This window comes from uncultured Actinomyces sp. (genome assembly GCF_963526355.1).
GTDB lineage: Bacteria > Actinomycetota > Actinomycetes > Actinomycetales > Actinomycetaceae > Actinomyces.
Genome location: NZ_CAUROW010000018.1, coordinates 1 through 24,582 on the forward strand (window position 1 = coordinate 1; position 24,582 = coordinate 24,582).

At 70.6% G+C, this 24,582-nt stretch carries 20 protein-coding genes; 12 read left to right on the forward strand and 8 right to left on the reverse strand.

Annotation, left to right across the window (positions count from 1 at the left end; translation table 11 throughout):
* Together RWR81_RS05920 and RWR81_RS05925 are read right to left on the reverse strand one after the other, a co-directional pair.
* On the reverse strand, positions 1–1,334 hold a 1,334-nt coding region (locus RWR81_RS05920; protein ID WP_314455845.1), incomplete at its 3' end, for a MalY/PatB family protein.
* Positions 1,335–1,767: 433 nt separating this feature from the next.
* Positions 1,768–2,406 (reverse strand): hypothetical protein, encoded by a 639-nt coding sequence (locus RWR81_RS05925; protein ID WP_314455847.1) that lies wholly within the window; start codon positions 2,404–2,406, stop codon positions 1,768–1,770.
* Between the two features lie 292 nt (positions 2,407–2,698).
* Here RWR81_RS05925 and RWR81_RS05930 point away from each other — a divergent pair, with 292 nt between their 5' ends.
* On the forward strand, positions 2,699–3,703 hold the full coding sequence (locus RWR81_RS05930; protein WP_314455849.1) for an alpha/beta hydrolase-fold protein: 1,005 nt from the start codon (positions 2,699–2,701) through the stop codon (positions 3,701–3,703).
* A 147-nt stretch (positions 3,704–3,850) separates the two neighbouring features.
* On the opposite strand, the gene RWR81_RS05935 is transcribed toward RWR81_RS05930, so the two are convergent.
* The 3 genes from RWR81_RS05935 to RWR81_RS05945 all read right to left on the reverse strand — a co-directional run bounded on the left by RWR81_RS05935 (position 3,851) and on the right by RWR81_RS05945 (position 7,396).
* Entirely contained in the window at positions 3,851–6,706 is a 2,856-nt protein-coding gene (locus tag RWR81_RS05935) for a heavy metal translocating P-type ATPase (RefSeq protein ID WP_314455852.1), read from the reverse strand.
* Positions 6,707–6,760: 54 nt separating this feature from the next.
* Positions 6,761–7,030 carry a heavy-metal-associated domain-containing protein gene (locus RWR81_RS05940; protein ID WP_314455854.1) on the reverse strand — a complete coding sequence of 90 codons (270 nt, stop codon included), beginning with the start codon at positions 7,028–7,030 and terminating at the stop codon, positions 6,761–6,763.
* Positions 7,031–7,114: 84 nt separating this feature from the next.
* The gene (locus RWR81_RS05945) at positions 7,115–7,396 is read right to left on the reverse strand and encodes a metal-sensitive transcriptional regulator (protein WP_010612815.1); all 282 of its coding nucleotides are present in this window, start codon (positions 7,394–7,396) and stop codon (positions 7,115–7,117) included.
* Positions 7,397–7,542: 146 nt separating this feature from the next.
* Between RWR81_RS05945 and RWR81_RS05950 the strand changes: the two genes are divergently transcribed.
* Both RWR81_RS05950 and RWR81_RS05955 read left to right on the forward strand, forming a co-directional pair.
* On the forward strand, positions 7,543–8,574 hold the full coding sequence (locus RWR81_RS05950) for a hypothetical protein (RefSeq protein ID WP_314455856.1): 1,032 nt from the start codon (positions 7,543–7,545) through the stop codon (positions 8,572–8,574).
* A 287-nt stretch (positions 8,575–8,861) separates the two neighbouring features.
* Positions 8,862–9,863: an IS481 family transposase gene (locus RWR81_RS05955; protein ID WP_314455858.1), complete on the forward strand. Its 1,002-nt coding sequence runs from the start codon at positions 8,862–8,864 to the stop codon at positions 9,861–9,863.
* Here the strand turns inward: RWR81_RS05955 and RWR81_RS05960 are convergent.
* A complete protein-coding gene (locus tag RWR81_RS05960; protein ID WP_314455860.1) occupies positions 9,860–10,618 on the reverse strand; it encodes a response regulator transcription factor in 759 nt (252 codons plus the stop codon). The two genes, RWR81_RS05955 and RWR81_RS05960, sit on opposite strands and share 4 nt — an antisense overlap.
* Positions 10,619–10,883: 265 nt before the next feature.
* Between RWR81_RS05960 and RWR81_RS05965 the strand changes: the two genes are divergently transcribed.
* From RWR81_RS05965 to RWR81_RS06000, 8 genes are all read left to right on the forward strand, one after another.
* Positions 10,884–12,239 carry a YcaO-like family protein gene (locus RWR81_RS05965; protein WP_314455862.1) on the forward strand — a complete coding sequence of 452 codons (1,356 nt, stop codon included), beginning with the start codon at positions 10,884–10,886 and terminating at the stop codon, positions 12,237–12,239.
* Positions 12,240–12,305: 66 nt separating this feature from the next.
* Positions 12,306–13,034 (forward strand): cyclodehydratase, encoded by a 729-nt coding sequence (locus RWR81_RS05970; RefSeq protein ID WP_314455864.1) that lies wholly within the window; start codon positions 12,306–12,308, stop codon positions 13,032–13,034.
* 1 nt (position 13,035) lies between these two features.
* On the forward strand, positions 13,036–14,835 hold the full coding sequence (locus tag RWR81_RS05975; RefSeq protein WP_314455865.1) for a TOMM precursor leader peptide-binding protein: 1,800 nt from the start codon (positions 13,036–13,038) through the stop codon (positions 14,833–14,835).
* A complete protein-coding gene (locus tag RWR81_RS05980; protein ID WP_314455867.1) occupies positions 14,825–15,565 on the forward strand; it encodes a hypothetical protein in 741 nt (246 codons plus the stop codon). Before RWR81_RS05975 ends, RWR81_RS05980 begins: the two co-directional genes overlap by 11 nt.
* A gap of 194 nt (positions 15,566–15,759) precedes the next feature.
* On the forward strand, positions 15,760–15,936 hold the full coding sequence (locus RWR81_RS05985) for a thiocillin family RiPP (protein ID WP_314455869.1): 177 nt from the start codon (positions 15,760–15,762) through the stop codon (positions 15,934–15,936).
* A gap of 202 nt (positions 15,937–16,138) precedes the next feature.
* A complete protein-coding gene (locus tag RWR81_RS05990; RefSeq protein ID WP_314455871.1) occupies positions 16,139–17,320 on the forward strand; it encodes a PqqD family protein in 1,182 nt (393 codons plus the stop codon).
* Positions 17,317–19,965, forward strand: a complete 2,649-nt coding sequence (locus RWR81_RS05995; protein WP_314455873.1) for a lantibiotic dehydratase — start codon at positions 17,317–17,319, stop codon at positions 19,963–19,965. The genes RWR81_RS05990 and RWR81_RS05995 overlap by 4 nt, the downstream gene beginning before the upstream one ends.
* Entirely contained in the window at positions 19,962–21,107 is a 1,146-nt protein-coding gene (locus RWR81_RS06000; RefSeq protein WP_314455874.1) for a thiopeptide-type bacteriocin biosynthesis protein, read from the forward strand. Before RWR81_RS05995 ends, RWR81_RS06000 begins: the two co-directional genes overlap by 4 nt.
* A gap of 56 nt (positions 21,108–21,163) precedes the next feature.
* Here the strand turns inward: RWR81_RS06000 and purB are convergent, their stop codons facing one another.
* On the reverse strand, positions 21,164–22,609 hold the full coding sequence (gene purB, locus RWR81_RS06005; protein ID WP_314455915.1) for an adenylosuccinate lyase: 1,446 nt from the start codon (positions 22,607–22,609) through the stop codon (positions 21,164–21,166).
* A 1,075-nt stretch (positions 22,610–23,684) separates the two neighbouring features.
* Positions 23,685–24,149 (reverse strand): hypothetical protein, encoded by a 465-nt coding sequence (locus tag RWR81_RS06010; RefSeq protein ID WP_314455917.1) that lies wholly within the window; start codon positions 24,147–24,149, stop codon positions 23,685–23,687.
* A 2-nt stretch (positions 24,150–24,151) separates the two neighbouring features.
* Between RWR81_RS06010 and RWR81_RS06015 the strand changes: the two genes are divergently transcribed.
* On the forward strand, positions 24,152–24,442 hold the full coding sequence (locus RWR81_RS06015; protein WP_314455876.1) for a GNAT family N-acetyltransferase: 291 nt from the start codon (positions 24,152–24,154) through the stop codon (positions 24,440–24,442).
* Positions 24,443–24,582: the final 140 nt, after the last annotated feature.

The following is a 24,582-nucleotide window of genomic DNA, read 5'->3' on the forward strand; positions in this document are numbered from 1 at the left end:
GCCTCCAGCCGGTCCAGGGCGGCGTCGAGGGTGACGCGGGGGCAGGCGACGTTGATGCGGGTGAACCCCTCGCCGCCGGCGCCGAAGATCCGACCGTCGTCGAGCCAGAGGCCGGCCTCGTGCAGCATGACGTCGTCGAGCTCGTCGGGCGTGAGCCCGGCGGCCTGAAGGAGGCCCGAACAGTCCAGCCACAGCAGGTAGGTGCCCTCACAGGGCGCCGCCTCGATCCCCTCGATCCGCTCCAGGCGCGCCTCGACGTGCGCCCGGGCGGCCGCGATGTGCTCGCGCAGGGCGTCCAGCCAGGCATCGCCGCCCTCGTAGGCGGCCCGGCAGGCCGTCAGGCCCAGGACATTGGGCTGGGAGTAGCCGGTGGTGGCCAGCTCGCGGCGGAAGGCCTCGCGCAGGTGGGCATCGGTGATGAGGATGTTGGCGACCTGCAGGCCCGCCAGGTTGAAGGACTTCGACGGCGAGGTGCAGGTGATCGTGCGCGCGGCGGTCGCCTCGCCCAGGGAGGCGAAGGGTGTCGTCGTGAAGCCCGGCAGAGCCAGGTCGGCGTGGATCTCATCGGCCACGACAACGACGCCGTGGCGGGCCGCGACCTCGTCCAGGGCGGCGAGCTCGTCCCGGCTCCAGACCCGACCCACCGGGTTGTGCGGGTTGCACAGGAGCAGCAGGCGCGAGCCGGTCGCCTCGATCGTGGCCTCCAGGGCGGCCAGGTCACGGCGGTAGACGCCGTCGGCGTCACGCACCAGCGGGACGGCGGCCACGGTGCGCCCGTTGTCCTCGACGACCTCGCGGAAGGGGTAGTAGACGGGCTCCTCGATGAGGACCGCCTTGCCCGGTGCGGTCAGCGCACGCACCGCCAGGGCCAGGGCCGGGACGACGCCGGGGGTCACGGTGTTCCACTCGGCCTCCACCCGCCAGCCGTAGCGGCGGGAGAACCAGCCGGTCAGGGCCGCGTTGTAGGCGTCGTCGGGCTCGGAGTAGCCGAAGATGCCGTGGCGGGTGCGCCACAGCAGGGCGTTGGTGACGGTCGGTGCGGTGGCGTGGTCCATGTCCGCCACCCACAGGGGCAAGACATCCTCGGGACGGCCGCGCTCGGCGGCGAAGTCCCACTTGAGGCTGGCCGTGCCGCGGCGGTCGGGGACGACGTCGAAGGAGGCGGTCTCGACGGCGGGTGTGGTGGAGAAGGGGGAGCGGCCGGCCGAGGCGTAGGTCGCCACGGGGGAGGAGGTGGATGTGGGGGTCTGTGGAGGTTGGAGGCTCGGGTGGATCGGATGGGTGGAACCGGTGGAGTCGCTGGAGCTGCTGACGGGGGTGAGGTGGGCGTGCATGACTGAGATCCTCTCGGGTCCCCGGGCGCGGCCATGCGTGCCAGCGCAGGGTGCGTGGACGCAGCGTGTCGGCGCGGTGCCCCGGGGTGGCCGGCGCGCGGGCCGGCCGAGGTGGCGGATTGCTGGAGGGATGAACACGGGGCCTGTGGGGCCTCCGCGGAGTGCGACGAGTCGGTTTCAAGCGGCTCGGACTCTCACCGTTACGTGTCGGACAGCGACGGCTGGCGCTGTCAGCGCATGCACATTCGACCCTCGCCAAGGGGACGCACCATCATCGTGCGGGCCTGAGGCAGAGGAGTCATCATGGCGTCGAGCATAGCGGCAGTACCGCCAGGGGCGCCACCCCGCCTCGCCCCGACCGACCGGTGAAAGATCGAGGTTGATGTTGTCTCGGACCGCCGCACAGGCGCGGGCGGACTCCGTGCGGAAAGAGTCAGTCGAGGATTTCTCCGGATCCCGGTATGGGGGAGTCCGGGTCGATCTCGAAGGCTTCGGCGCTCGACGCGATCAGCTGTTCAATGAGTCCTCTGGATCCTCCGATGTAGAAGGAGTCATGGTAAATAGGGCATGCCGCGGTGAAGGTGCCGTTGGTCGCATATATGAGTAGGGGGCTGCTACTGCGTAATCCTTGCTGTCTGGCGTGCCGGTTGAGCCAGGATAGGGGCTTCTGGATAAGGGTCGCATGCGTGGGTCTCGCGTCTGGCACGGTCAGTGGCTCGATGGCGGTACGTAGGAGGCCGAGCAGGTCCGGTGGCAGAGCTGGAATGGGAGGCTGCTCCTGAGGCTCTTCTGCGTAGCCCCTCCACAGGGCGAACCAGCACAGTGGGTCTTGTTCCTGCGCCAGAGCATGCGTCAGGAGCTCGGTCGTCTCGGGGTTGAGGCACGCGTAGGGAGGGTCGATGTCCTCGCCGACAAGGTGTCTGATATCCGCCCACGAGGTCTTCGCGGTCAGGCGCGCGCTCGAGATGAGCGTCGACCACGGCATCGCCCGGCCGGAGTCGTCGATGATCGGAAGAAGGAGGCGTGCAGCCGACTCATGTCGACTCCCCACTATGTCGCGAACCGACGTCATGGCGTCGAGCGTAGCGGCGGTGCCGCTACGTGCGCCACCACGCCCGCGAGTCGGCGGACCGGGTTGGTGGGCCGCCGCGTCCGGTCTCGCGAGGCACAGTGAGGATTCCTCGAAAAAGATCTGACCCATATTTTATACCGATAAGTAACGGTAGCATTTGCCGTGGTGGTGGTCGTGAGCGTCATAGCGGGTTTACGACCGCCGTCGCCGCAGCCATGATCCGGTGGAGGCGGTCTGAGAGAGGGCATCCCCTCCTTTGTCAGCACTGACCCAGCAAGGAGCTGTACATCCCATGAATCAGAGACCTGACCTACCGATGACCGAGGCCTCGGCCCGCCCCGCGGGTGGCCGGGCGATCAATCGACGCAGCATGCTCAAGGGGGTCGGCGGGATCGCCGCCCTCACCGCCGTGGGCGCCGGCGGCTCCCTGGCCGCGTCGGCCCCCGCCCAGGCCGCGGGCCTGAGCGTGGTGGAGCACAGTGACGGCGGCCGCATGCAGTACTACCGGTTCTCCACGCCATCCATCGGCTGGAACCCGGCCGTCAACGTGCTCCTGCCCGACGGCTACAACGCCTCACGCCGCTACCCGGTGCTCTACCTGCTTCATGGAGGGGGTCTCAATGCTGACTTCAGGGCCTTCGACAATGAGGGTATTCGGGACGTGACCGCGGGGCGTGAGCTCATCGTCGTCATGCCCGACGGCGGGAAGGCCGGCTGGTACTCCAACCCGGTGTCCTCGAACGTGGGGCCGCGCAACTGGGAGACCTTCCACATGAGTGAGCTCATCCCCTGGGTCGACGCCACGTTCAGCACCATTGCGGAGTTCTCGGGGCGGGCCGTCTCCGGTTTCTCGATGGGCGGTTTCGGGGCTCTGAAGTACACCGCCAAGTACTACGGCCACTTCGCCTCCGTCTCCAGCCACTCGGGACCCGCAGACCTGCGCGGGCCGGACGGCGGCATGGTCACTCACTGGGCGAACCTGTCCTCCTCATTGGCCGAGCTCGGGGGCGGCATGGTCTACGGCGCCCCGTGGGACCAGGCGCGGGTGAGCGCAGACAACCCGATGGAGAACATCGAACGCTATCGGGGCAAGCGCATCTTCCTCGTCTCCGGTACGACTTTCTTTGATCTCAATGAGAAACATGTCCTGCCGACCCAGAGGACCTTCGGTGGGGCCCTGGAGGCCGCCGGCATTCCCCACGAGCGCTATGAGGAGTCGGGCGGCCACTTCGTGCGCCGGGAACGACTGCAGCAGGACATCGACGGCGTCATCGCCCACCTGACCAAGGCGGGTTGAGGGATGCCCCGTGGCTCCGTGGACCCCTGAGGGTGGCGGTCGTACCTTATGGCTCGTTGTTGAGGGGTAGGGGGACGAACGCGCAGGCGCTCGACCACATGGGACTCAGCCGGGAGCCGGCATGCCCTCGCCGCTCCCGGCCCCCGGTCAGCCGGCGCGGCGCAGGCGCAGTGAGTTGGTGACGACGATGACGCTGGAGGCGGCCATAGCAGCCCCGGCGATCATCGGATTGAGCAACCCGGCGGCCGCCAGGGGGATCGCGGCGACGTTGTAGGCGAAGGCCCAGAACAGGTTCTGGCGGATGATCCGCAGGGTCGCCCGCGACACCCGCACCGCCGCCACCGCCGCATCCAGGTCCGGGCGCACCAGGGTGATGTCGGCGGCCTCAATGGCCACGTCCGCCCCCGATCCCATGGCCAAACCCAGCCCCTGGGTGCCGGCCTGAGCCAGGGCGGCGGCGTCGTTGACTCCGTCGCCCACCATGCCCACGACCGCGCCCTCGGCCTGCAGCGCGGCGATGACGTCGCGCTTGTCGGCGGGCAGCACCTCGGCGCGCACGTCAACGGCGTCGATACCCACCTGGGCCGCTACGTGCTCGGCGGCCCGGGTATTGTCCCCGGTCAGCAGCACCGGGCGGATCCCCAGCTCGCGCAGTGCGGTCACGGCCGCACGTGAGGAGGGGCGCACCGTATCGCGCACCACGATGACCGCCACCGCGCGCAGCGGCTGCGTGCCCTCGGTGCCGGAGCTGTCGGCGGCGCTGTCCCCGACGGCGTCAGCACCAGCGGCACGATCCGTGCCAGTAGCACCGGTGGCGCCGTCAGCACTCGGGGCCGCATTGATGACCGCACCGACCGCGACGACGACGGCGGTCGCACCGGAGTCCTGAGCCTCCTCCACGGTGGCACTGAGAGCCTCGGGAACCTCCGCGCCCATCTCACCGGCGAGCCAGCCCGGTCTGCCCACCGCCACCCGGCGGCCCTCCACGGTTCCCGACACACCCCGGCCCTCGTGGTTGGAGAAGCCAGCAGGTGCCGGCAGGTCGCCCAGGCGCTCGCGGGCCGCCGTCGTGATCGCCGCGGCCACCGGGTGCTCCGAGGCCGACTCGACCGCGCCCGCCAGGCGCAGCGCCTCGTCCCCCAACGGGACTGTGCTCATGTCGGCACCTGCGCCTCCGCCGGTGCTGACATCAGCCGTATCCGGGGCATGCGACGACGTCGGATCCGCACTGCCTGCAGCTGTGCCGTCCAGGAGTGCGCCCGCTGTCCCCGCGATCTGCGCGTTCTGATTGAAGGGCGGGTCCTGGAATCCGTCGACCTCACGGCAGGCCTCGGTATCCAGGCTCATGCGGCCCTGGGTGACTGTGCCGGTCTTGTCCATGACCATCGTGTCCAACGCCCGCGTCGACTCCAGCACCTCGGGGCCCTTGATGACCACGCCGAGCTGGGCGGCCCGGCCCGAGCCGACCAGCAGCGCCGTCGGCGTGGCCAGCCCCAGCGCGCAGGGACAGGCGATGACGAGCACGGCCACCGCCGCGGTGAAGGCCGCCTGCGGACTGTTGCCGGTGAGTAACCAGCCTGCCAGCGTCGCGGCCGACAGCACCAGGACAATGGGCACGAACACCCCCGAGATCCGGTCGGCCAGCCGCTGAACCGGGGCCTTGCCCGCCTGTGCGGCCGTGACCATCCGCCCGATCCGGGCCAGCGTCGTCCCCTCGCCCACGGCCGTGGCCCGCACCAGCAACGCGCCGGAGGTGTTGACGGTCGCCCCAGTGACGGTCTGTCCGGCCTCGACCTCGGTGGGTACGGACTCCCCGGTGAGCAGCGAGGCGTCCACGGCCGAGCGGCCCTCGACGACGACGCCGTCGGCGGCGACCTTCTCGCCGGGCCGCACGAGGAACAGGTCCCCGGCCGCCAGGTCCTCGATGCTGATGCGCTCCTCGGTGCGGGTGGCCTCCGCGCGCGGCGAGCCGTCCTCAGTGAGGACGTCGACGGCGTCGCGGCTGCCCGACGGCGAGGTGAGGACGACTCGGGTCACCTCCTTGGCACCCAGTTCCAGCAGGGCGCGCAGGGCGTCGCCGGAACGGTACTTGGCGCGCGCCTCCGCGTAGCGGCCCGCCAGGAGGAAGGTGGTCACCCAGGCGGCCGACTCGAAGTACATGTGGGCGGCATGCCCCTGGGAGCGGGGCAGCAGCTCCATGCTCATCCGCATGCCGATGTGCCCGGCCCCGCCGAGCACCAGCGCCCACAGGCTCCAGCCGGTCGCGGCGATCACCCCGAGGGACACGAGCGTGTCCATCGTGAAGGCCCCGTGGCGCAGCGCCCGGAAGGCCGCCTTGTGGAAGGGCCAGGCCCCCCAGACCGCCACCGGCAGCGCCATGAGCGCCACCGTCCACTGCCAGCCCGGCAGCTGGAGGGCCGGCACCATGGAGATCGCCATGATCGGCACCGACAGGATGAGGCAGTAGATGAGCCGCAGCCGCAGGTCGGCGGCCCGCTCCATATGCGAGGCGCCCAGGGACTTTGCCCCGCTCCCGGAGGCGGAGCGGGGGGAGGTGCCGGCAGGGCTGGCGGGGGCGCCGGGGCGCGTGGCCGGTGTCGCGGCCATGGACAGCGTCGCGCGGCCGCCTGTGCCCTTGGTGCCGCGTCCACCCCCGGCCGAACCGGGAACGGACGGTCCCGACGCCTGAGCCGCCGGCGTCGTTGACTCAGGCTCCCCGGCCGGTGACGCCTCCGATTGCGCCGACTCATCTGGTGAGGCGGTGTCCAGCAGGGCGCCGGTGTAGCCGGCGCGGGCGACCGTGGCCAGGAGGTCATCGACGCTCACCGCGCTCGGGGCGGTGATGCGGGCCGACTCGGTGGCGAGGTTGACCGAGGCGCTCACGCCGTCGAGCTTGTTCAGCTTCTTCTCCACCCGGGCCACGCAGCTGGCGCAGGTCATGCCCCCGATGGAGAGGTTGACGGTGCGCAGCTGCCCGCCGGATTCCTGGCTGGTCGTACTCATGGGAGCCTCCTTGTCTGTTGCAGACGCCGGGCGTCGACGTTGGGGCGTCCGGGCTCAGCGCTCGCGGTCGTCGCGCTCGACGGCGTCGAGGGTGTAGTCCCCGGCCTCGTCGATGGCCTCGGCCAGGGCGGCGTCGTCGAGGCGGATGTCGGAGAGCACGGTGACGGTGGACTGCCCGCCCTTGTTGAGCAGGACGGAGACGTCCTTGACGCCGTCGAGCGTCTCGAGCTCCTCGGTGACGTGGGCGACGCAGTGGCCGCAGGTGAGTCCGGAGACCTTGAGGGTGGTGGTGCGGTCGATACCGTCGGCGGTGAACTCAGTCATCTCTCACTCCTTGGGAAGTGTGTGCGGAAAATGGGTGGATCGGAACGGGAACCAGGTGGTCCGCCGCGAAGCGGGCCGTGGTGCTCAGGACCGCACGAGCCGGGCGATGGCGTCGGAGGCCTCGCGGATCTTGGCGGTGCCCTCCTCGTCGCCGGCCTGGGCGGCGTGCAGGACGCAGTGGCTCATGTGGTCCTCCAGCAGGCCGAGGCTGACGGCCTGGAGGGCCTTGGTGGCGGCGGAGATCTGGGTGAGGACGTCGATGCAGTAGATGTCCTCCTCAACCATGCGGGAGATGCCCCGAACCTGCCCCTCGATGCGGCGCAGGCGCTTGAGGTAGTCCTCCTTGGATCCGGTGTAGCCGGCCATGTCTCCTCCGTTGTCTCGGTCGGCATGGACCATACCCCTAGGGGGTAGGGGTGTCAAATACCCCTGAGGGGTATGTGGTTGCTGGTGCTCGTTCGGATGGGCGCGGATCCGGGACATGGCAGAGAGGGACGTGGGATGCTCGTGCCATGACCGCCGTTGCCCATGCCTCCCCCGGCCCCGCCGACTCCGACGCGGCGCCCCGGACACCAGATGACCCCGATCTCCACCTCGCCCGGGACCCCAGGGCGGGCGCTGGGCGCCTCATGGTGCTGGCCGGCAACCGGCCCGACCTGCGCGGTGTCATTGTGGACAACCCGGGCTGCTCCCCGGAGCTGCGTGCCTGGGTGAGCCGCATGGGGGGAGCTTCCGCCGGCCCTGGTGGCGGTCACGGTGGGCGTGGCGGACCTGAGGCCGCGGTGGCTCGGACGGGCGGCTCTGGCGGCGTCGACGACGCGGATGATGCGGTGTCGCTGGCGCCCACGGGATGGGAGCCCTCCGACATCGGCCTGGGTGAGGACCCCTTCGGCTCCGTCCTGGGTGACCCGCTCATGGGCTCGCCACTCTTCGAGGATGGCGCTCCCGATGACGCCCTCGACGGTGCAGGCGACGTCCGCACCGGTGGTGGCGCAGACGCCGACCGTGAGGCCACCCGACCCGGGGGAGGCGCCCAGCAGCGGTCGTCGAGCCGGCGTGCGACCAGGTCGCGCACTGCCGCCGCCCACAATGCCCCCCGGACGGCCACGGCCCGGACCTCGTCGTCGCGCACCTCATCCCCGCGTACGACAGCGCCGCGTATGGCGCCAGGCCCGCAGGTGTCAGCCCCGGCGTCGGCCGGCCGCCATGTCCAGCTCGGGTACCAGGTGCCGGGGCCCGGTCGGCCCGCCGGGCCCGTTGCCTGGGGTTACGGGGACTATCGTCGCGGCTCTCGCCCCGGGCCTCAGAACAGCCCCGGAGCGCCGGGCGGTGCCCCCGGCTACGGTAGCGTGCCGCCGGCTGCGCCGGCCAAGCCGCCCGCGTCTCCCGCCGCCCCCGACGGGACGGAGAGCGGCGGCGTCTCGCCCTCCCCTCGGTCCGGCGGTGGGTCGACCCCGTCCTCGGACCCCGGCTCGGGCGTGGTCGTCAAGGTGATGGCCTGGGGCCTCTTCCTCCTCTTCATCCTCATACGGATGCTCTCCTGAAGGGGGAGGGCTGGATGCTGGATCGTGTGGCGACAGAAGGGTTGTCGGGGCGATCCCTGGGCCGTGGCGAGATGCTCGGTCCGCCGCGGACGCACCTGAGGCCTCGACGACTGACGCCTCAGGTGCGGTCCACGAACCCTCACGCGTGTCCACGAGCCCTCTGGGCACGCTCGAACGCCACAGGCCTAGCTGTACTTCCTTGGGAGGTTGTGAACAGGGCTGAGGTTGCGTGAAGGCCTCCGGCAGGATGTGGGTTGACACACTCGCATCACTGACCGGAGGCCCTCATGACCCACGCTAACGCACCGCTGACCCCTGAAGGGCGCCGTCGTCTTGCTCATCTGGTGGTGGAAGAAGGCTGGCCCATGCGCCGGGCGGCCGAACGTTTCCAGGTCTCGCCGGCCACCGCCAGCCGGTGGGTGGGCCGGTACCGGGCCGGCCAGCCCATGGAGGACCGTTCCTGCCGTCCCCACCACAGCCCAGGGCGGCTGGCAAGGCGCACTGAGCGGCGCGTCATCGCCTTGAGGCTCAACCGCCGGTGGGGACCCCACCGCATCGCCTACCACCTGGGCCTGGCGCGCTCCACTGTGGGACGCATCCTGGCCCGGTACAACATGCCCCGCCTGACCGAGGTGGATCAGGCCACCGGGCTGGCGGTGCGCCGCCCGCCGCCGGTGCGCTATGAGAAGACCAGTCCCGGGGAGCTGGTCCATCTCGACATCAAGAAGCTCGGCCGCATCCCCGACGGCGGGGGCTGGCGCGCTCACGGACGGGGCTCAGCGCCCGCTCTGGCCGCGGACCGCACCAAGACCCGCACCCGCCGTCGGGGCAGCCCGGTCGGAGGCTATCGGTACATCCACCACGCGATAGACGACTACTCGCGCCTGGTCTACTCCGAGATCCTGGATGATGAGCGCAAGGAGACCGCTGCCGGGTTCTTTCAGCGCGCCAACGCGTTCTTTAAGGACCTGGGCATCACCGTTCAGGCCGTCATGACCGATAACGGGGCCTGCTACCGCTCACGGGCCTTTAACCAGGTCCTGTCCGCAACCGGCGTCAAGCACCGCTACACCCGCCCCTACCGGCCCCAGACCAACGGCAAGGTCGAGCGCTTTAACCGCACTCTGACCCGCGAGTGGGCCTACGCCCACACCTACACCAGCCAGACCCAGCGCGAGGCCGCCTACCAGACCTGGCTCCACCACTACAACCACCACCGACCCCACACCGCCCTGAGCGGCCAAACCCCCGCCAGCCGCGTTCACAACCTCACGGGGAAGTACACCTAGCGCTCGTGTTCGGCGCCTCGGACCTCTGAGGGGCTGGGGCTCGAACTCGGGGTCGGGCCGCCGGGGGCGTCGGTGAGCGGGATCGTGAAGGGGCTGTTGGAGGCGTAACCGTGCTTGAAGGCCCACACCACCATCTCCAGACGCGACGTCGTACCCGTCTTGTGGAACAGGCCGGTGATGTGCGACTTGACCGTCGCCTCGGCGATGGTCAGCAGTGAAGCGATCTTGCGGTTCGAGGCCCCCTCGCACAGCAGGTGGAGCACATCGCGCTCCCTCTCCGAGAGGCTGACGCTCCCATCCGCTCCGCGCACGGAGGCCAGTGCGTAGTCGATGAGGCGCGTCGTCGGTGTGGGGGCCACGACCTTCGCCCCGGAGCGGACCGTGCGCACCGCTGCGATGATCTCCTCAGCCGGGGCGCTCTTGAGCAGGAAGCCGCTGGCTCCCGCCCCCAGCCCCTGAAGGAGGTCCTCGTCGGTGTCGATGGTGGTCAGCAGGATGACCCGGGTCGACGGCGAGACCCCGATCACCTCCCTGGTCATTTCCACACCGTTCATGCTTTCCATATGGATGTCGGTGATGAGGACGTCGACCTGATGTGACTGAAGAAATCTCAGGGCCTCGTGGGGCGAGCGTGTGGCGAGGAGGACGGTGATGTCCTCAACGTCGGAGAAATAGGACTCCAGGTGAGCCAGGGCCATCGCGTCGTCGTCGACCAGAGCGACGCCGACGCAGTCGGGAGAAATCTGGGAAGACATGTGTCTCCTTGGGCAGATGTGTGCCGACCGCAGTAGTTGGGGGCGCGGCCTGCTGGGAACAGTGCACAAACTACCTGAGAAAAGACGCCAACCGTGTAAACGCCACGAAACGCGTGTTGACAAAAGGTCGAGTGAGCCCATCCGAACAGTGGGACCGGCGGTAGATCAAAGACCGATGCGAAGGCCTGGACTCTTCAGGCAGGCTCTTCGCCAACGGCACTTCCCCCAAGTGTGCCTCCTCTGTCGTTCCCAGGAAGGAGGGTCCGTGTACCGTTCTGCGCTTATTGAGGGCGTGACACCATCATTGGCTCGCGCTGCGTCCCTCGAGTCGCCCTTCGGCCTGGTTTCCCGTTCCACCGAGCTGCCCCAAGCGGCCGGAGAGCCGGTCTTTGCGATCTGGACCGGTCTTCTGGGTGATCCCTCTGAGGCGCTGAGGTCACAGCGCAGCTGGAGTCACCGTGCCGAGGCGGGCAACTTCGACGGGGCCGGCGGGGCCATCGACGCCGATCGCGCCAGACACATCGCGATCGTGGAGACGATGGAACGCTACTCCAGCTGCTCATGGACGGAGGAGGAGCTGGTGTGGGACACCCCCGCCGGTCTCGGCGAGGCCGCGATCGGACCGGAGCGCTGGCCGGCGTGCTCGACCACCGAGCTGGCGGACCCCGACTGCGGGCTCATCGCATCGGACCCCCGCATCCCGATGCGATGGGTGCGTGGTTGGTCCCTGACCCGGGGCCGGGGGGTCTTCGTCCCAGCGGTGCTGACATACCTCAACTTCCCGGTGCGCACCCCCTCCGAGCATTTCGTCAATCCCATTTCCACCGGCACTGCCGCGCACTCCGACCTGCGTGAGGCGGTCCTGGGCGGCCTGCTCGAGGTCATCGAGCGCGACTCCATCGCCCTGACCTGGCTGCAGCGCCTGCGCCTGCCGGCGATCGCCGTCGACCCCGCCACCCTGGGTGAGGCGGCCGCCGAGTACCACCGGGTCGGCACCTCCACCGAGTTGGAGACCCACCTGTTCGACGCCACCACCGACTACGGCGTCCCCACCCTCTACGCCGTCCAGACCTCCCAGGTCGACCCCGAGCTGGCCCAGGTGGTGGCCGCCACCTGCGACATCGACCCGCAGCGGGCGCTGGCCAAGATCCACCGCGAGCTCGCCTCCCTGCGCATCGCCCTGCGCAGCCACGCCCGCGGCCCGCGCGCCCAGGAGATCAAGGGGCAGGACCTCACCGTGGTCGGCGGTGCCCTGGCGGACGCCGAGCTGTCCATGCGCCACGTCTTCGACTTCCTCCTGGAAGGCGAGAGGCCCGTTCACGCCCTGGACGACATCGGAACCCTCGGGCTGCCGTCGGCCGACACCGACCCGCTCGCGCGAGTCGTCACCAACCTGGAGCGGGCCGGCGCCGAGGCGATCGTCGTCGACATCACCACCGACGAGGCCCGCCAGGTCGGCATGCACGTCATCAAGGCCCTCATCCCCGAGGCCATGCCCCTGTCCTTCAGCCACCACGCCCGCTACCTGGCCACGCCCCGACTCTACGAGGCGCCCCGGGCGATGGGCCTGACCGTTCACGACGAGGCGGGGATCAACCCCGTCCGCCAGCCCTTCGCCTGAGTCATGTCCCCGACACCACCAGCGGCACCAACGCCTTCGACCACGCCCCAGGAGCCCAGAAGCGCCATGAGCACGACAACGCCCGCACCGGCCGTGCAGCCGATCCCGCAGACCCCCTCGGGGCCGGTGACGGTCTACCTGCCCCAGGGCGAGTTCGCGCGTGCCGTCGTGCGGCGGCTCGCCGGGGAGGGGGACGTCGTCCTACCGGTCGACCACGGGCTTGTCAGTGCCTACGTCCCCTACGCCGACCGTGCCGTCCTCGTGGCCGACCCCGATCAGGCCGGCCTGCGTGAGGACCTCGACGCCCTGTCCTTCACCCGGTCCATGCCCTCCCTCGCCCTGGAGCTCTACCCCACCGAGCTGCGCTGCGGCCCGCTCGTGGTCCCCGGGAGCAGCGCCTGCTACCGCTGCTACGACCGGCGTCGCCGCCAGCACGGATACCGCCCGCCGTCCCCTGAGGCCGCTGCCGAGTTCGGTCCGCTGGAGCAGGCGTACGCCCATCACCACGTGGTCCTGGGGGCCGGACTCGTCTCGCTGGCACTCCAGACCCTCGACCGCCGGGTCCCGACGGTCGGGGCCGGCGGTGTCGACGACGTCGGAAGCGCCGTCGGCGAGGAGCCCTGGGACATCGGTGGCCAGGTGTGGACCATCGACCTCGTCTCAGGGGTCACCACCTGTGCGAGGACCGTGGCCGTGGACCGCTGCGAGACCTGCTCGGGCCGCTACGCGGGCGGACGCGACGGCCTGCCCGCGCTCGCGGCCCTCCTGCCCGAGCGCCGTGAGGAGATGATCTGAGATGGCCGGGAACGCCGGAGAATCGGTGATGCGCGCCGGTGATGTCGGCCGTGCCGCTCGCCGCGACCTGCAGTTCCGCATCCCCCGCAGGCCCGTGGTCCGCCTGGGGCTGCGCGCCCGGCCCGACGAGGGCGGCTGGGTGGTCGACGGCGCCCGCAAGAACCAGGTCCTGGGCGGGGCCTTCGCCCGCGAGCACATGGGGCCCCTGCTTGAGGCCTGCGACGGCACCCGCACTCTCGACGAGATCGGCGAGACCACCGGAATCGGGGCGCAGGCCGCCTTCGAGGCCGTATCCCTGCTGTGGACCGGTGGCATCGTCGAGGAGGGCGACACCGAGCCCGCCCCCGGCGACCCGGCCCCTGAACTGGCCCGGTTCCTCTCACGCCTGGGCGACTCCACCGGTGTCAACGACTCCTGGCAGGACGCCGCCCGCCGCCTGGCAGCCGCGCGCGTCGCCGTCGTCGGGGACAATGAGCTGGCCGGTGAGATGGTCGCTGCCCTGGAGCCCACGCTGCCCGAGGTGCGTCTCGACGGCGCACCCCGCCGGGGGGACACGCTCACCGTCCTCATCGAGACTCTTGATTCCGCCGAACGCTCCAAGGAGGTGGCGAGCCGGTGCCGCGAGGCCGGCATTCCGCTGCTGCGGGTTCGCGCCGAGCAGGAGGCTGTCACGGTCGGTCCCTACGTCGACGAGAGCTTCTCGCCCTGCCTGGCCTGCGCCGGCGCCGACGAGCCCGAACTCGGTCCCCGCCCCGACGCCGCCCGCCGCGACATCGTCATCGGCCTGGCCGCCCGGGCCGTGGCCGCCCTCATCGCCCGCACCACCGTCACCCACCTGCCCGGGGACTCCCGGCGCACGGACCTGGCCACCTTCACCTACTCCGACCATCCGGTCGTCTCCCGCCCCGGCTGCCCCCTATGCTCGGTCGCCGGTCGGGGAGAGTCCCCGGTGCCGGTGGCGCCGTCGGCCCCCGCCGGGGCCCGCTACGAGCAGTCCGTGGCCATCCCGCCTGCGGCCTTCGTGGACTCCAAGGGTCATCAGCAGCACTACAAGCCCTCCAATCTGCGCCTCCAGCGCGAGTTCCGCGACTGGCCGGTCTGCCCGCGCACGCCGCTGCCGCCCGCAGACCTGGGACGCCTGGAGCAGCCCTGGCCCGTCGTGCACCCACTCGCCGACAACGGCTCCGAGCCCGACATCGTCGCCCGCCCCACCCTGGGTGAGCTCGCCACGATCCTGGCGCTGTCGGTCGGCGTGCGTGAGCCGCTCGGCGCCGAGCCCACCGGGCAGGAGCGGGCCGATGCCGCCCAGACCCCGCCGAGTGCCAAGCTGCGCCGCTGGACGGCCGCCGGCGGCAACATCGGCTCGGTGACCGCCTACGTCATTGTCCCGTCGGCCGGGGAGGGAGGAGAGGAACCAGGCAGGCAGCAGCCGGCTCCGGGCACCTACGTCTACATCGAGCGCGACCACGCCCTGGCCCTCATCGGGCCGGCCCCCTCGGGGGCGGATTCGGGGGAAGACGCGGAGACGGGCCTCCTGCCCGACGGCGTCGGCGTCCGGATCGTCCTGACCGGCAACGTGGACAAGGTGGCCCGCAAGTACTTCTCCTTCGCCCTGCGGATCGCGGTCCAGGACTGCGGCTGCTCCTTCGAGGTCATCCGCCTCGTCGCCGACGCCCTGGGAGTGCCCCTGCGTGCTCGGGCCCGCTGGGACGAGCAGCTCATCGCCCGGGAGCTGGGCACTGACCCGGGCCGCGAACCGGCCTGCATCGTCGTCGACCTGGGAGGCAGCCGTGCGCACTGACTTCGAGACGTTACGCGAGCTCATTGCCGGCTTCTCGGCCGGATCGGCCACGCGCCCGGGGGAGCCGACCTCTGACGGCCTGGCAGCGCGCCGCCCGCGCCCGCCGCTGGCCTGCCAGGTGCCGGATGCGCTCGTCCCCGGCCTGCAGGCGGCCTACCCCCACGATCTGCGCCAGACTCTCGAGCGTCGTTCGTCATCGACCGCCTACGGTGCCGAGCCGCTTGAGGCCGAGCCCCTCCTGGCGATGGTTCGTGACGCCCTGGCGGACGACGCGCGCACCTGGGGTGAGGACGCGGCGGCCTGCCCCCTGGAGCCCTTCGTCCTCCTCCTGCGCCCGCGTGGGGCCGAACCGGGCATCTACCGGGTGCGGCTCGACGGCGTCGACCTCGTCCGGCCCCTGCCGGAGACGGAGATCATCGAGGGAATGACGGTGCAGAAGGAATTCGCCCGTGCCGGCGCCATCGTCTCGGTGGCCGCCAACCTCGATCAGGCCGACACGTGGGGCGGGGCTGCCGGCTACCGCTTCACCATGAGCCGCAGCGCGGCCCTCATCTACTCGCTGCACCTGCGCGCCGTCGCCAGTGGGCTGGTGGGGACGGTCTTCGCCGGCTTCGCCACCTCGGCGGTGCGCCACCTGCTGGACTCCGACGGCGTCAGCCGCCACCAGATGTTCGCCGTCACCATCGCCGGCCCGGCCGCCGAGTTCGAGGCGGGATCGACAACCGTTTAGCCCCGGGCCTGACCTGCACGACCACCGGCCCAACCGCGGCCGGACGAACCCAGAACCGCATACCGCACTGGACGAACCCACAGACCGCCCCGTTCGCGGGGTGTGGGGCCCGGCCCCGGCAGGCCGGACCCCCAGGGCCCGATCGGGTCCTGCTCCTGCCCACACGACGTATGAGAGAAGGAGGTGAACAGCATATGACGAACAGCTCGATCGATCTTACCCTCGCCGACAGTGACTTCGGCGTCGAGGAGCTCCCCGAGGGCAACGCCCTGGGTTGCGCCTTCTGCGGAGCCAGCGCGTCCTGCCCGGCCAGCGCCGCCTCGGCCTCGTGCCCGGCCTGCGCGGCCAGCGCGTCGACGACGTCCTGCTGACGACACGACGGTGGCGGGCAGGGGGCCACGGTCCCCTGCCCGCCACTAACAGCCTGCTGCGTGGGTCCGCGTCGGAGGCGCGGTCCTCGCGGCCGTCGACGGTGCGAAGCGCCTCATCCCACTGCCGCAACAGGTCCCAGCGGTACCCCGGCACCCCCACGAACCGACTTGAGGGAGTCACGACCCCACGATGAGCACGGCGATGAGCCCCACGAGCAGTGAAACGAGCCCCATCCCGCGTCTGCGCCGCGGCGTGAGTCTGATCGTCGGAATGGACGACCAGCCGATGCTGTTCGACTCCGACTCGGGCAAGTACCACCGGCTCGGGGCGGCCGCCGCCTTCATCGTCAACCAGTTCGACGGGGTGCGCTCCCTGCCGACCATCATCGAGCAGCTGCCGCAGGACATCGACGAGGCGGGCGCGAGGCGCATCACGAGCCTGGTCGGCAACCTGCGTGACAAGAGCCTCCTGGCGGGCAGTGAGCCCACCCCTGCGGCCCCAGTGGCCCCCACCCGCGTCAGGCGCAGCCACGGGCGGCACACCGCCCAGCCCCGCCAGCCGCGTCACCTCAAGGTCGAGCAGCCCCGACGCAGCGGAGGCTGGTGGCTGCCGCGCATTATCATCGCCCGCAAGTACCACCTGGTCGTCGCCCCGATCGTCTCCCTGCTCCAGCACCTCCCGGCCCGGGCGCTCGGCTGGGTCTTCCTGGCGTTGGCCGCCTGCGGCTACACGGCCGGGGTCATGGCCCTGACCTCCTTGGCCGGAGGGCCCCGCCCCAGCGCGACCGTGGTGGTGACGGCAGTGGCCATTCAGCTGGTGAGCATCCTGGCGCACGAGTCCTGGCACGCCATCGTCGCCGGCTACCTGGGCACCCCCATCCGCGGGCTGGGGGTGGCGCTCATGTTCTGGGTCATCCCGATCGCCTACGTCGACCGCACCGACTCCTACCGGGTGCGCTCCCGGCTCGGGCTGACCATGCTGGCCCTGGCCGGCATCTTCTCCGACGGCGTCGTGTGCGGCCTGGAGGCGGCCGTCGCCTGGGCCTCCGCGGGGATGGTGCGTCAGGTGGCCCTGACCCTGTGCGCCTTCCAGCTCACGATGCTGGTCACCAACCTCAATCCCCTCACCCAGTCCGACGGCGTCGCCGCGGCCGAGGCGGCCACCGGTTCGGTCAACCTGCGCGGGCGCTCCATGCTCGTCCTGCGCTGCGTCGTCACGCGCCGGCCACTGCCGCCGGCCCTGGCCGGGATGCGGCTCGCGGTGCGCTGGGGCTACTTCGTCTACGGACTTCTGTGCGCTCTTCTCGGGCTCCTGGCCTTCGCGATGAGCGTTGTATGGATAGGCTATTGGATATACATCCTCGTGAAAGGTTTCCTCCTATGACGCAGCCGGTCCTTTCCCGTGCCGGTGCCTCCCCATCCCGACAGCCACAGCCGCACTCCGCATCCGCCGTGACCCCCGGGGAGGCCGCTTCATCCGCTCCGCCCTCCGCGGCTCCCGAGCCAGTGGCAGTACCCGCCCCAGCGTCTCCGCCCCTGGCCCACCCGGCCGTGGCGCTGCCGACCCTCGTGCGTCTGGGCGGGCTCCCGGTGCGGGCCGTTCCCGAGACCACCGCCGCCGTGACCGGCATCCTGGAGTACCTGCGCCGGCTCGACGAGGTGCTCGACGGCGCCGCGAACCAGTTGCTCGACCCGCTCTACGAGCTCATCCCCGCCCTGGCCAAGACCGAGCGGCGCCTGGTCCTGCGCGCCAAGCGCCGGGTCTTCCAGGGCCGGGCCACCGGCCTGTCCGCCGAAGTCCTCCAGGGCCTGCCGGGTGAGGTCGGCGCTCTGCTGGAGCGCTGGGACGCCCTGGTCGCCCGCAAGGAGGAGACCCGTGGGCGCCTGGCCGTCGTCGTCGACGCCGACCTGGACCGCAGCCGCGAGCTGCTGGCGGCCGGTCTCGACGAACCCGGTTACCAGGAGGCCCTGGCGATCGCCGCCCCGGCCCTCGTGTCCACCCTGGCCTCCCGCGGCCGCAGGCTCGAGGATCCCCGCGTCCTGCGCACCCTCTACACCCTGGCCACCCGGGCGGCCCTCAAGGCCAGCCCCTTCTCGGGACTGACCACCGTCAACGAGGCGGGCCAGCCCTCCACCGGGCGCAGCCACTGCACGGTGGTGACCCACCTGGCCTACCGCATCCTGAGTGCCACCGCCCAGGACCTGGCGCTCGACGGCTCCCTCCACCTCGAACCCGCTCCCGTATGCAAGGCGGTCGTCGCCTCAGGCGGGAGCTCCGCCGGCGCCCACGACCACTACCAGCCCAGTGAGTCCACCGACTCCGAGGCCCAGGCGCTGACCATCGTCGGCGAGCACGAGTACGGCAACGGCATGGTCTTCCGCCAGGAGACCGTCCAGCCCGCCCGTTGGCTCCGGGAGGCCCACGACGCCCTGACCGGCGACGGCATGCACGCCGTGCTCAGTGTGCGTGAGGCCTGCGAGCGTGTGGGCGGTGCCGACCCGCGCCTACGCCTGGAGCGGCTGCTGGCCTCGGGCGCCGTCGTGCCGCGGGTGCCCTGGTGCCGCGGGGAGAACCCCTTCCCGCTGCTGGCCGCCTCGCTCTCACCGGACCAGCAGCGCCGGTGGGGCGAGGACCTGGCCTGGCTGGCCCGGCTCGACGACGCCGTCGGCGCCGCCGACGGGCCCACACGTGCTGAGCTCCTCAACCGCACGGTGCGCCTGGCCGAGCGCGTCTTCCCCGACGGCGAGCTCGGACTGCGCCCCAGCGGCTTCCTCTACGAGGACCGCGAGTCCGCGCGCGACTGGGCCGACCCCCTCGATGACGCCCCCTTCGCCCAGGACGTGCAGACCCTGGGTGAGCTCGCCGACCCCTGGGTGGCCCGCTCCCACATCTACGACCTCATGGTGACCCGGTTCGTCTCGCTGTTCGGCGACGGTGGGGTGTGCGAGGACCCGCTCGCCTTCTTCATGACCATCGCCCACGCCCCCGACGGTGATGAGGAGATGCTGCGTGCCGCCGGGCTCGACTACGCCGCCGGTCCCGATGCGGAGCGCACCACGCTGTCCGGCGGGGTCTCCGGATCACCGAGGCACCTGGGCGCCTTCCTCCAGCCGGTGGCCCCCGACGCGCAGACCTACGCCGCCGGTGGGGGACTGACCGTCGTCAACGCCTTCACCAACGCCAACGGCTCCCTCCAGGCCCGCTTCCACCGGCTCCTGGGCTCCGGCTACCGGGATCGCCTGGCCGCGCAGATCCGCACCGCCTGGGGCACTGAGCGGGTCCTGGAGATCCAGGCCAGCACCGAGTGCAACACCGGCCAGGCCGTCTCCTGCGGGGTCCTGCCGCCGCTGGGCCTGCCCGGTGAGCCGGGCGCGCCGGACGCGGTTCCCCTCAGCTCCCTGCGGCTCGTCCACGACCCGGCCACGGGCACCCTGTTCCTGGCCGACGACGCCGGGCCTGTGGGGCTGGCCTACCTGGGCCTGACCCCCCAGTACCTCCTGGGCGGCTACCTGTCCTGGCTGGTGCTGCTGAGCGACCCGTGGTCCCGGCTGCCCCCGTTCGCGGACCACTGGACCAGCCGGCGTCGGGACCTGAACGGCCCCCTGCCCGACGAGGTCATGCACTCCGAGCGGGCCGTGACCGGCCGCCTGGTGACCCGCCGCGAGTCCTGGACCTTCCCGGCGGCGCAGATCACCCCGCTCATGGAGCGCGACCTGACGACGATCCTGCTGCACATGGACGACCTGCGCAAGCAGTGGGGTATGCCGACGGAGGTGTTCGTCCACCAGCACATGCCCTCCCAGGGCGCCACCTTCGACCAGCACAAGCCCCGCTATGTGGACCTCACATCGCCGGTCTCGCTGCTGGCGCTGCGGGGTTGGATCGATCCCGACGCCGCCCACATCAGCTTCGTCGAGGCACTCCCGGCCCGCGGCCAGGCCCTGGGGCTCACTCAGGACGGCGAGCCGACGGTGGCCGAGTACCTGGTGGGGCTCCAGTGGCCCAAGAACCTGGAAGGCATGGCATGAACCCGCGCGACGACGCCCAGTCCAACCGGCGCGAGCAGCGCAACCAGCCGGGCCGGCTCACCCGCTCCCGTCGGTTGCGCCGACTCGGCGGGCGCTCCGGGACGGCCGAGCAGCCCAGGCAGTCCGGTCAGGGCGGTGCTGCCCCGCAGGTCGAAGCCTCGATTCCGGGGATCCGGCCCCTGGAGACGGCGGCCGCCGACTTCAGCAGTCTGCGCGCCCAGCGCAGCCCGGCACACCAACGGGGATCGGCGCTGGGCAACCGGGCCGAGGACGTCGGTTGGCTGTACGCGCGGATCTACTGCGCCGGCGGGGACGACACCGACGCCCTGCTGCCCGAGATCGCCCAGTGGTTGGGCCGGGTCCGTGGCCAGTGGGACATCCGCTCGGCTCACTTCCTGCGCTTCGTCGACCTGCGCGGGCACCACGTCCGGTTGCGGCTCAAGGCCGTTCAGGGCGTCCTGGACGAGGCCTACGAGAGCATGCGCGAGCTCGATGCCGTCGCCCGGAGGGCGGAGGTGCGCACGGTCGAGCGTCTCGTCCTCGACCCGATGACCGGGGCAGTCGGTGCCGGCAGGCCCGGGATCGCCTTCGGTGTCTACGGTCCCGAGTACGCCAAGTACGGGGGCGTGGCCGGCGTCGAGGAGGCCGAGCGCCACTTCTACGTCTCCAGCCGTTGGTGCCTGGACCACCAGGTCTGGCAGATCCCCAGACCGGTGCCTCGAGCGGCCCTGGCGGCGCGGTTCCTGGCGCTGGCGGCCCGTTGCGCGCCGTTGCCGGAGGCCGAGCTGCTCTCCGCGCATCTGCGGTTGTGGGGCTCGCGCCTGCCCGCGCACCTGCGTGACGGCAGCGCCTTGGGGCCGATCGTCCAGCAGCTGCTGGAGGTCATCGAGTTCCAGTTCGATGAGATCCCGTCCTGGAGCCAGGCGGCTGCTGCTGTTGGCGAGCTGGCCGACGACGCCGGGCGCGCCATCGAGGTCATGGGGACGGGGAGCGGCGGGCGCCGAGCCCTGGACCTGCTGCACATCGATGTCAACCGGCTCGGGCTCAACCCGGCCGAGGAGTGTGTCGCCGGGCTGTGCGCCCGTCAGCTCCTGGCCGGGGGCGCCGTACCCCCGGCTCAGTCCTCCGCCGCCGTCGGATAGCCGCCCGCTGCCCAGCCGGCGGCTCCGGGCCAGTGCCGGACCCGCTCGCGGGGCGGTCAGTCGTCCAGGTGGGAGACGAGCTCGGCGGCCAGGCCCGTGTAGGTGGCGGGCGTCAGGGCAAGCAGCCGTGCCTCGACGTCGTCGGGCATGCCTAGTTCGGAGATGAACTCGCGCATGCCCTCAGGCGTGACCTTCTTGCCGCGGGTGAGTTCCTTGAGGCGCTCGTAGGGGTCGGCCATGCCGGTGGCCCCGGCGACGGCGGCCGCCCGCATGGCCTGCTGGACGGGCTCGCCGAGCACCTCCCAGGTCGCATCCAGGTCCTCCTCCAGGCGGGCGCGGTCGACGTCGAGCCCGGCCAGGCCGCGGCGGATGTTGTCGACGGCCAGCAGCGAGTGCCCCAGGGCCACACCCACGTTGCGCTGCGTGGTGGAGTCGGTGAGGTCGCGCTGGAGGCGGGAGGTGACGAGCGTGGCGGCCAGCGTGTCCAGCAGCGAGCAGGAGATCTCCAGGTTGGCCTCGCCGTTCTCGAAGCGGATCGGGTTGACCTTGTGCGGCATGGTCGACGAGCCGGTGGAGCCCTGCGCGCTCAGGCGCTGGTGGAAGTAGCCCAGCGAGATGTAGGTCCACACGTCCGTGGCCAGGTTGTGGGCGATCCGGTTGAAGCGGGCGACGTCGGCGTAGAGCTCGGCCTGCCAGTCATGGGACTCGATCTGGGTGGTCAGTGGGTTCCAGGTCAGGCCCAGGTGCTCGACGAAGCCGCGCCCCACGGCCTGCCAGTCGGCGCCGGGCACGGAGACGACGTGCGCGCCGAAGGTGCCGGTGGCGCCGTTGATCTTGCCTAGGTACTCGGTGGCCTCGACGCGGCGCGCCTGACGGCGCAGCCGGTGGGCCAGGACCGCCAGCTCCTTGCCAAGTGTGGTGGGGGTGGCCGGCTGGCCGTGCGTGCGGGCCAGCATGGCGGCGTCGGCGTACTCGTGGGCCATGGCGGCCAGGTCCTCGACCAGTCCGTGAGCTGCCGGCAGCCACACCTGCTCGATGGCGGTCCGGATCGTCAGGGCGTAGGAGAGGTTGTTGATGTCCTCGCTGGTGCAGAAGATGTGGACGATCTCGCCGACCGTGGGCAGCACGGTGGGGCCGCCGTCGGCGCCGACGACGCCGGGGGCCTGGGCGGCCTCGGCCAGGCGCCGCTTGAGGAGGTACTCGACGGCCTTGACGTCGTGGCGGGTCTCGGCCTCGATGGCGCCGAGCTCGGCGATCTCCTGGGCCCCGAACTCCTCGACGACGCCGCGCAGGTAGGCCTTCTCCACCTCGCTCAAACGAGGGGCGCCGGGCAGGACGCCGTTGTCGGTCAGGTGGATGAGCCACTCGACCTCGACCTGCAGGCGGGCCCGATTGAGGGCGGCCTCGGAGAGGTGATTGACCAGTGGGGCGGCGACGGCGCGGTAGCGGCCGTCCAGAGGACCCAGGGCAATGGTGGGGGAGACGGTGGAGAGGTCGACCATGCCGCTCATTGTGGCAGGTTGCCGCCGACCTCTGCGAGCGGGGTCTCCCGGGTCGTGACGAGGACGGGTGGCTCAGAGAACGCGGAGAACCTGCGTGGGGCTCGAAGCGGCCCTGTGCGCCCACACGTGGAGGGTTATTCACAGCCACGACGACCGCTTGCGTTTGCCCGGGTCAGGGACCGCTTGCCTCGCCCTGTGAATACGCCTCGTGGAGTTGAGAGGGCGCTGTCACCTCATTGTTTCCGCCTGCGCTTCCTTCCAGGTCCTATTCGCCAGAATAGGTGGAGGCTTCATTGAGGCGCCTTCGTATACGAACCGCTGCTTCATGTGAGTCGAGTTCCCCACTCGCTTGACGGGGCATCGGGACGTAGTTGGTCACCCATCCTCTGCCTGAGAGAGGCCGCATGATCCAACCCTCATCGACCATGGCGGCAGCCACGTCCTCAATAGTCGACCCAATTACTGGGCCACGGTCCTCAGTCACGCAGTCTTCTCTGTTGAAACGCCATTTGAGCATGTGACACAGCGTGCGTGCTGACTCTGTCTCATTCTTCGGCCCGTTCGTTCGGAATCGAAAAACTTGGATCGGGCGATCCCAAGCATTCGAGTCGTCGTAGTACTGCCGTTCGTCCGGTTTGCTCATGCCTCTATCGTCGCACGCGAGTCGTCACGATCTTCAGAAATGGGTGGGACCCATAGTTGGGCGCCAGTTTCTGCTGATTCTAGTCGGTGCGGTTGCCCGGGAAGGATGCGTCGGGGCCTATGTGCCGTTGTGCCATTAAGGACGTGGATCGAGGCCGGTACACATACTCAAGCAGGCGCGCAAGCACAGGCTTGTGCCTCGTCAGACCGTCGTGAAGCACGTGTCTCCTGCAAGTCGAGCACCTGTTGTGGCTTCCGAACCCGGTCCCTCACTCCGCCGTCGCTACATCGCGCACGGTGATTAGCAGGTTCTTCGCCCACGATGCCAAGCCCTCACCTTGGCGGTTTGAGAGATAAACGTCCCTAAGATGCTGCGGTGCGTCGTCAAAGGGAAAGTGTGCAGTTTCTATAAGAAGCGCAGAGCCTTTGCTTCTCAATATTTGTGTCCAGCGGACACCTCTGCGCGCAGGTTTCGGGACTGCTCTGCGAGCGGGGCGTCCTGGGCGGTGACGAGGACGGGCTGCGCCTCGGGGCGGCGCCGGCGATAGGCGGTCACGACGACGTACAGCAGGACACCGGCCGACGGCAGGTTGATGGCGGCAGCGGGCTCGCGGTTGTAGAGACCGTATCCGAGCAGGGCGATCGCGAGCCCCAGGCCGATGACGGCCAGTGCGAGGACCGAGGGGCCGGGGATGCGCTGGGAGGGCTCGGCCCGCTGGACGTGCTGGGCCTGGAGGAGGATGAGGCTGACCGTCAGCAGGCTCAGAGGCGTCAGGAAGGAGGTCTCCCAGCCGAACAGGCCGCCGCCGACCGTCAGGGCCAGGACAGTCGTGGCAAGCGTGAAGACGACTGGAGGGAGGAGCCGAGCTGCGCAGGATCCTCGTCGAGGAGCTGGCAGTCATGGAGGTCGTGGGTACGGGTCCGCGGGGCGCGCCCACGTCGGTGGCGGCCTACGTCTCTCAGTCCTACGGTGTCGTGCTGGAGTACATCGCCGTGGCTCCGGAGTTACGTGGCGACGGGATCGGGCGGGCGCTCGTTGATGCTCTTGCCAGTGTGTCGGGGCAGGTTATCGCCGAGACCGACGACGACGCCGTCGGCTTCTACCGTGCGCTCGACTTCGACATCGGTCCTGCGCCGTCGGACCCGCGTTGGCCGGGGCGCCGCCGCTACCGCTGTGTGCGGCGGTCCTGATCCCGAACGGCACACGTCGAGGACTGCGTTTCGCCCCGAGGACGTACTTCTCCTCCAAACGACGCGGCTCCGCTCCCAGCCATCTGGGGGAGAACGCAGTCCTCGCAGCGCAAGGACGTCCTCGATCGACGCCGTCGCAG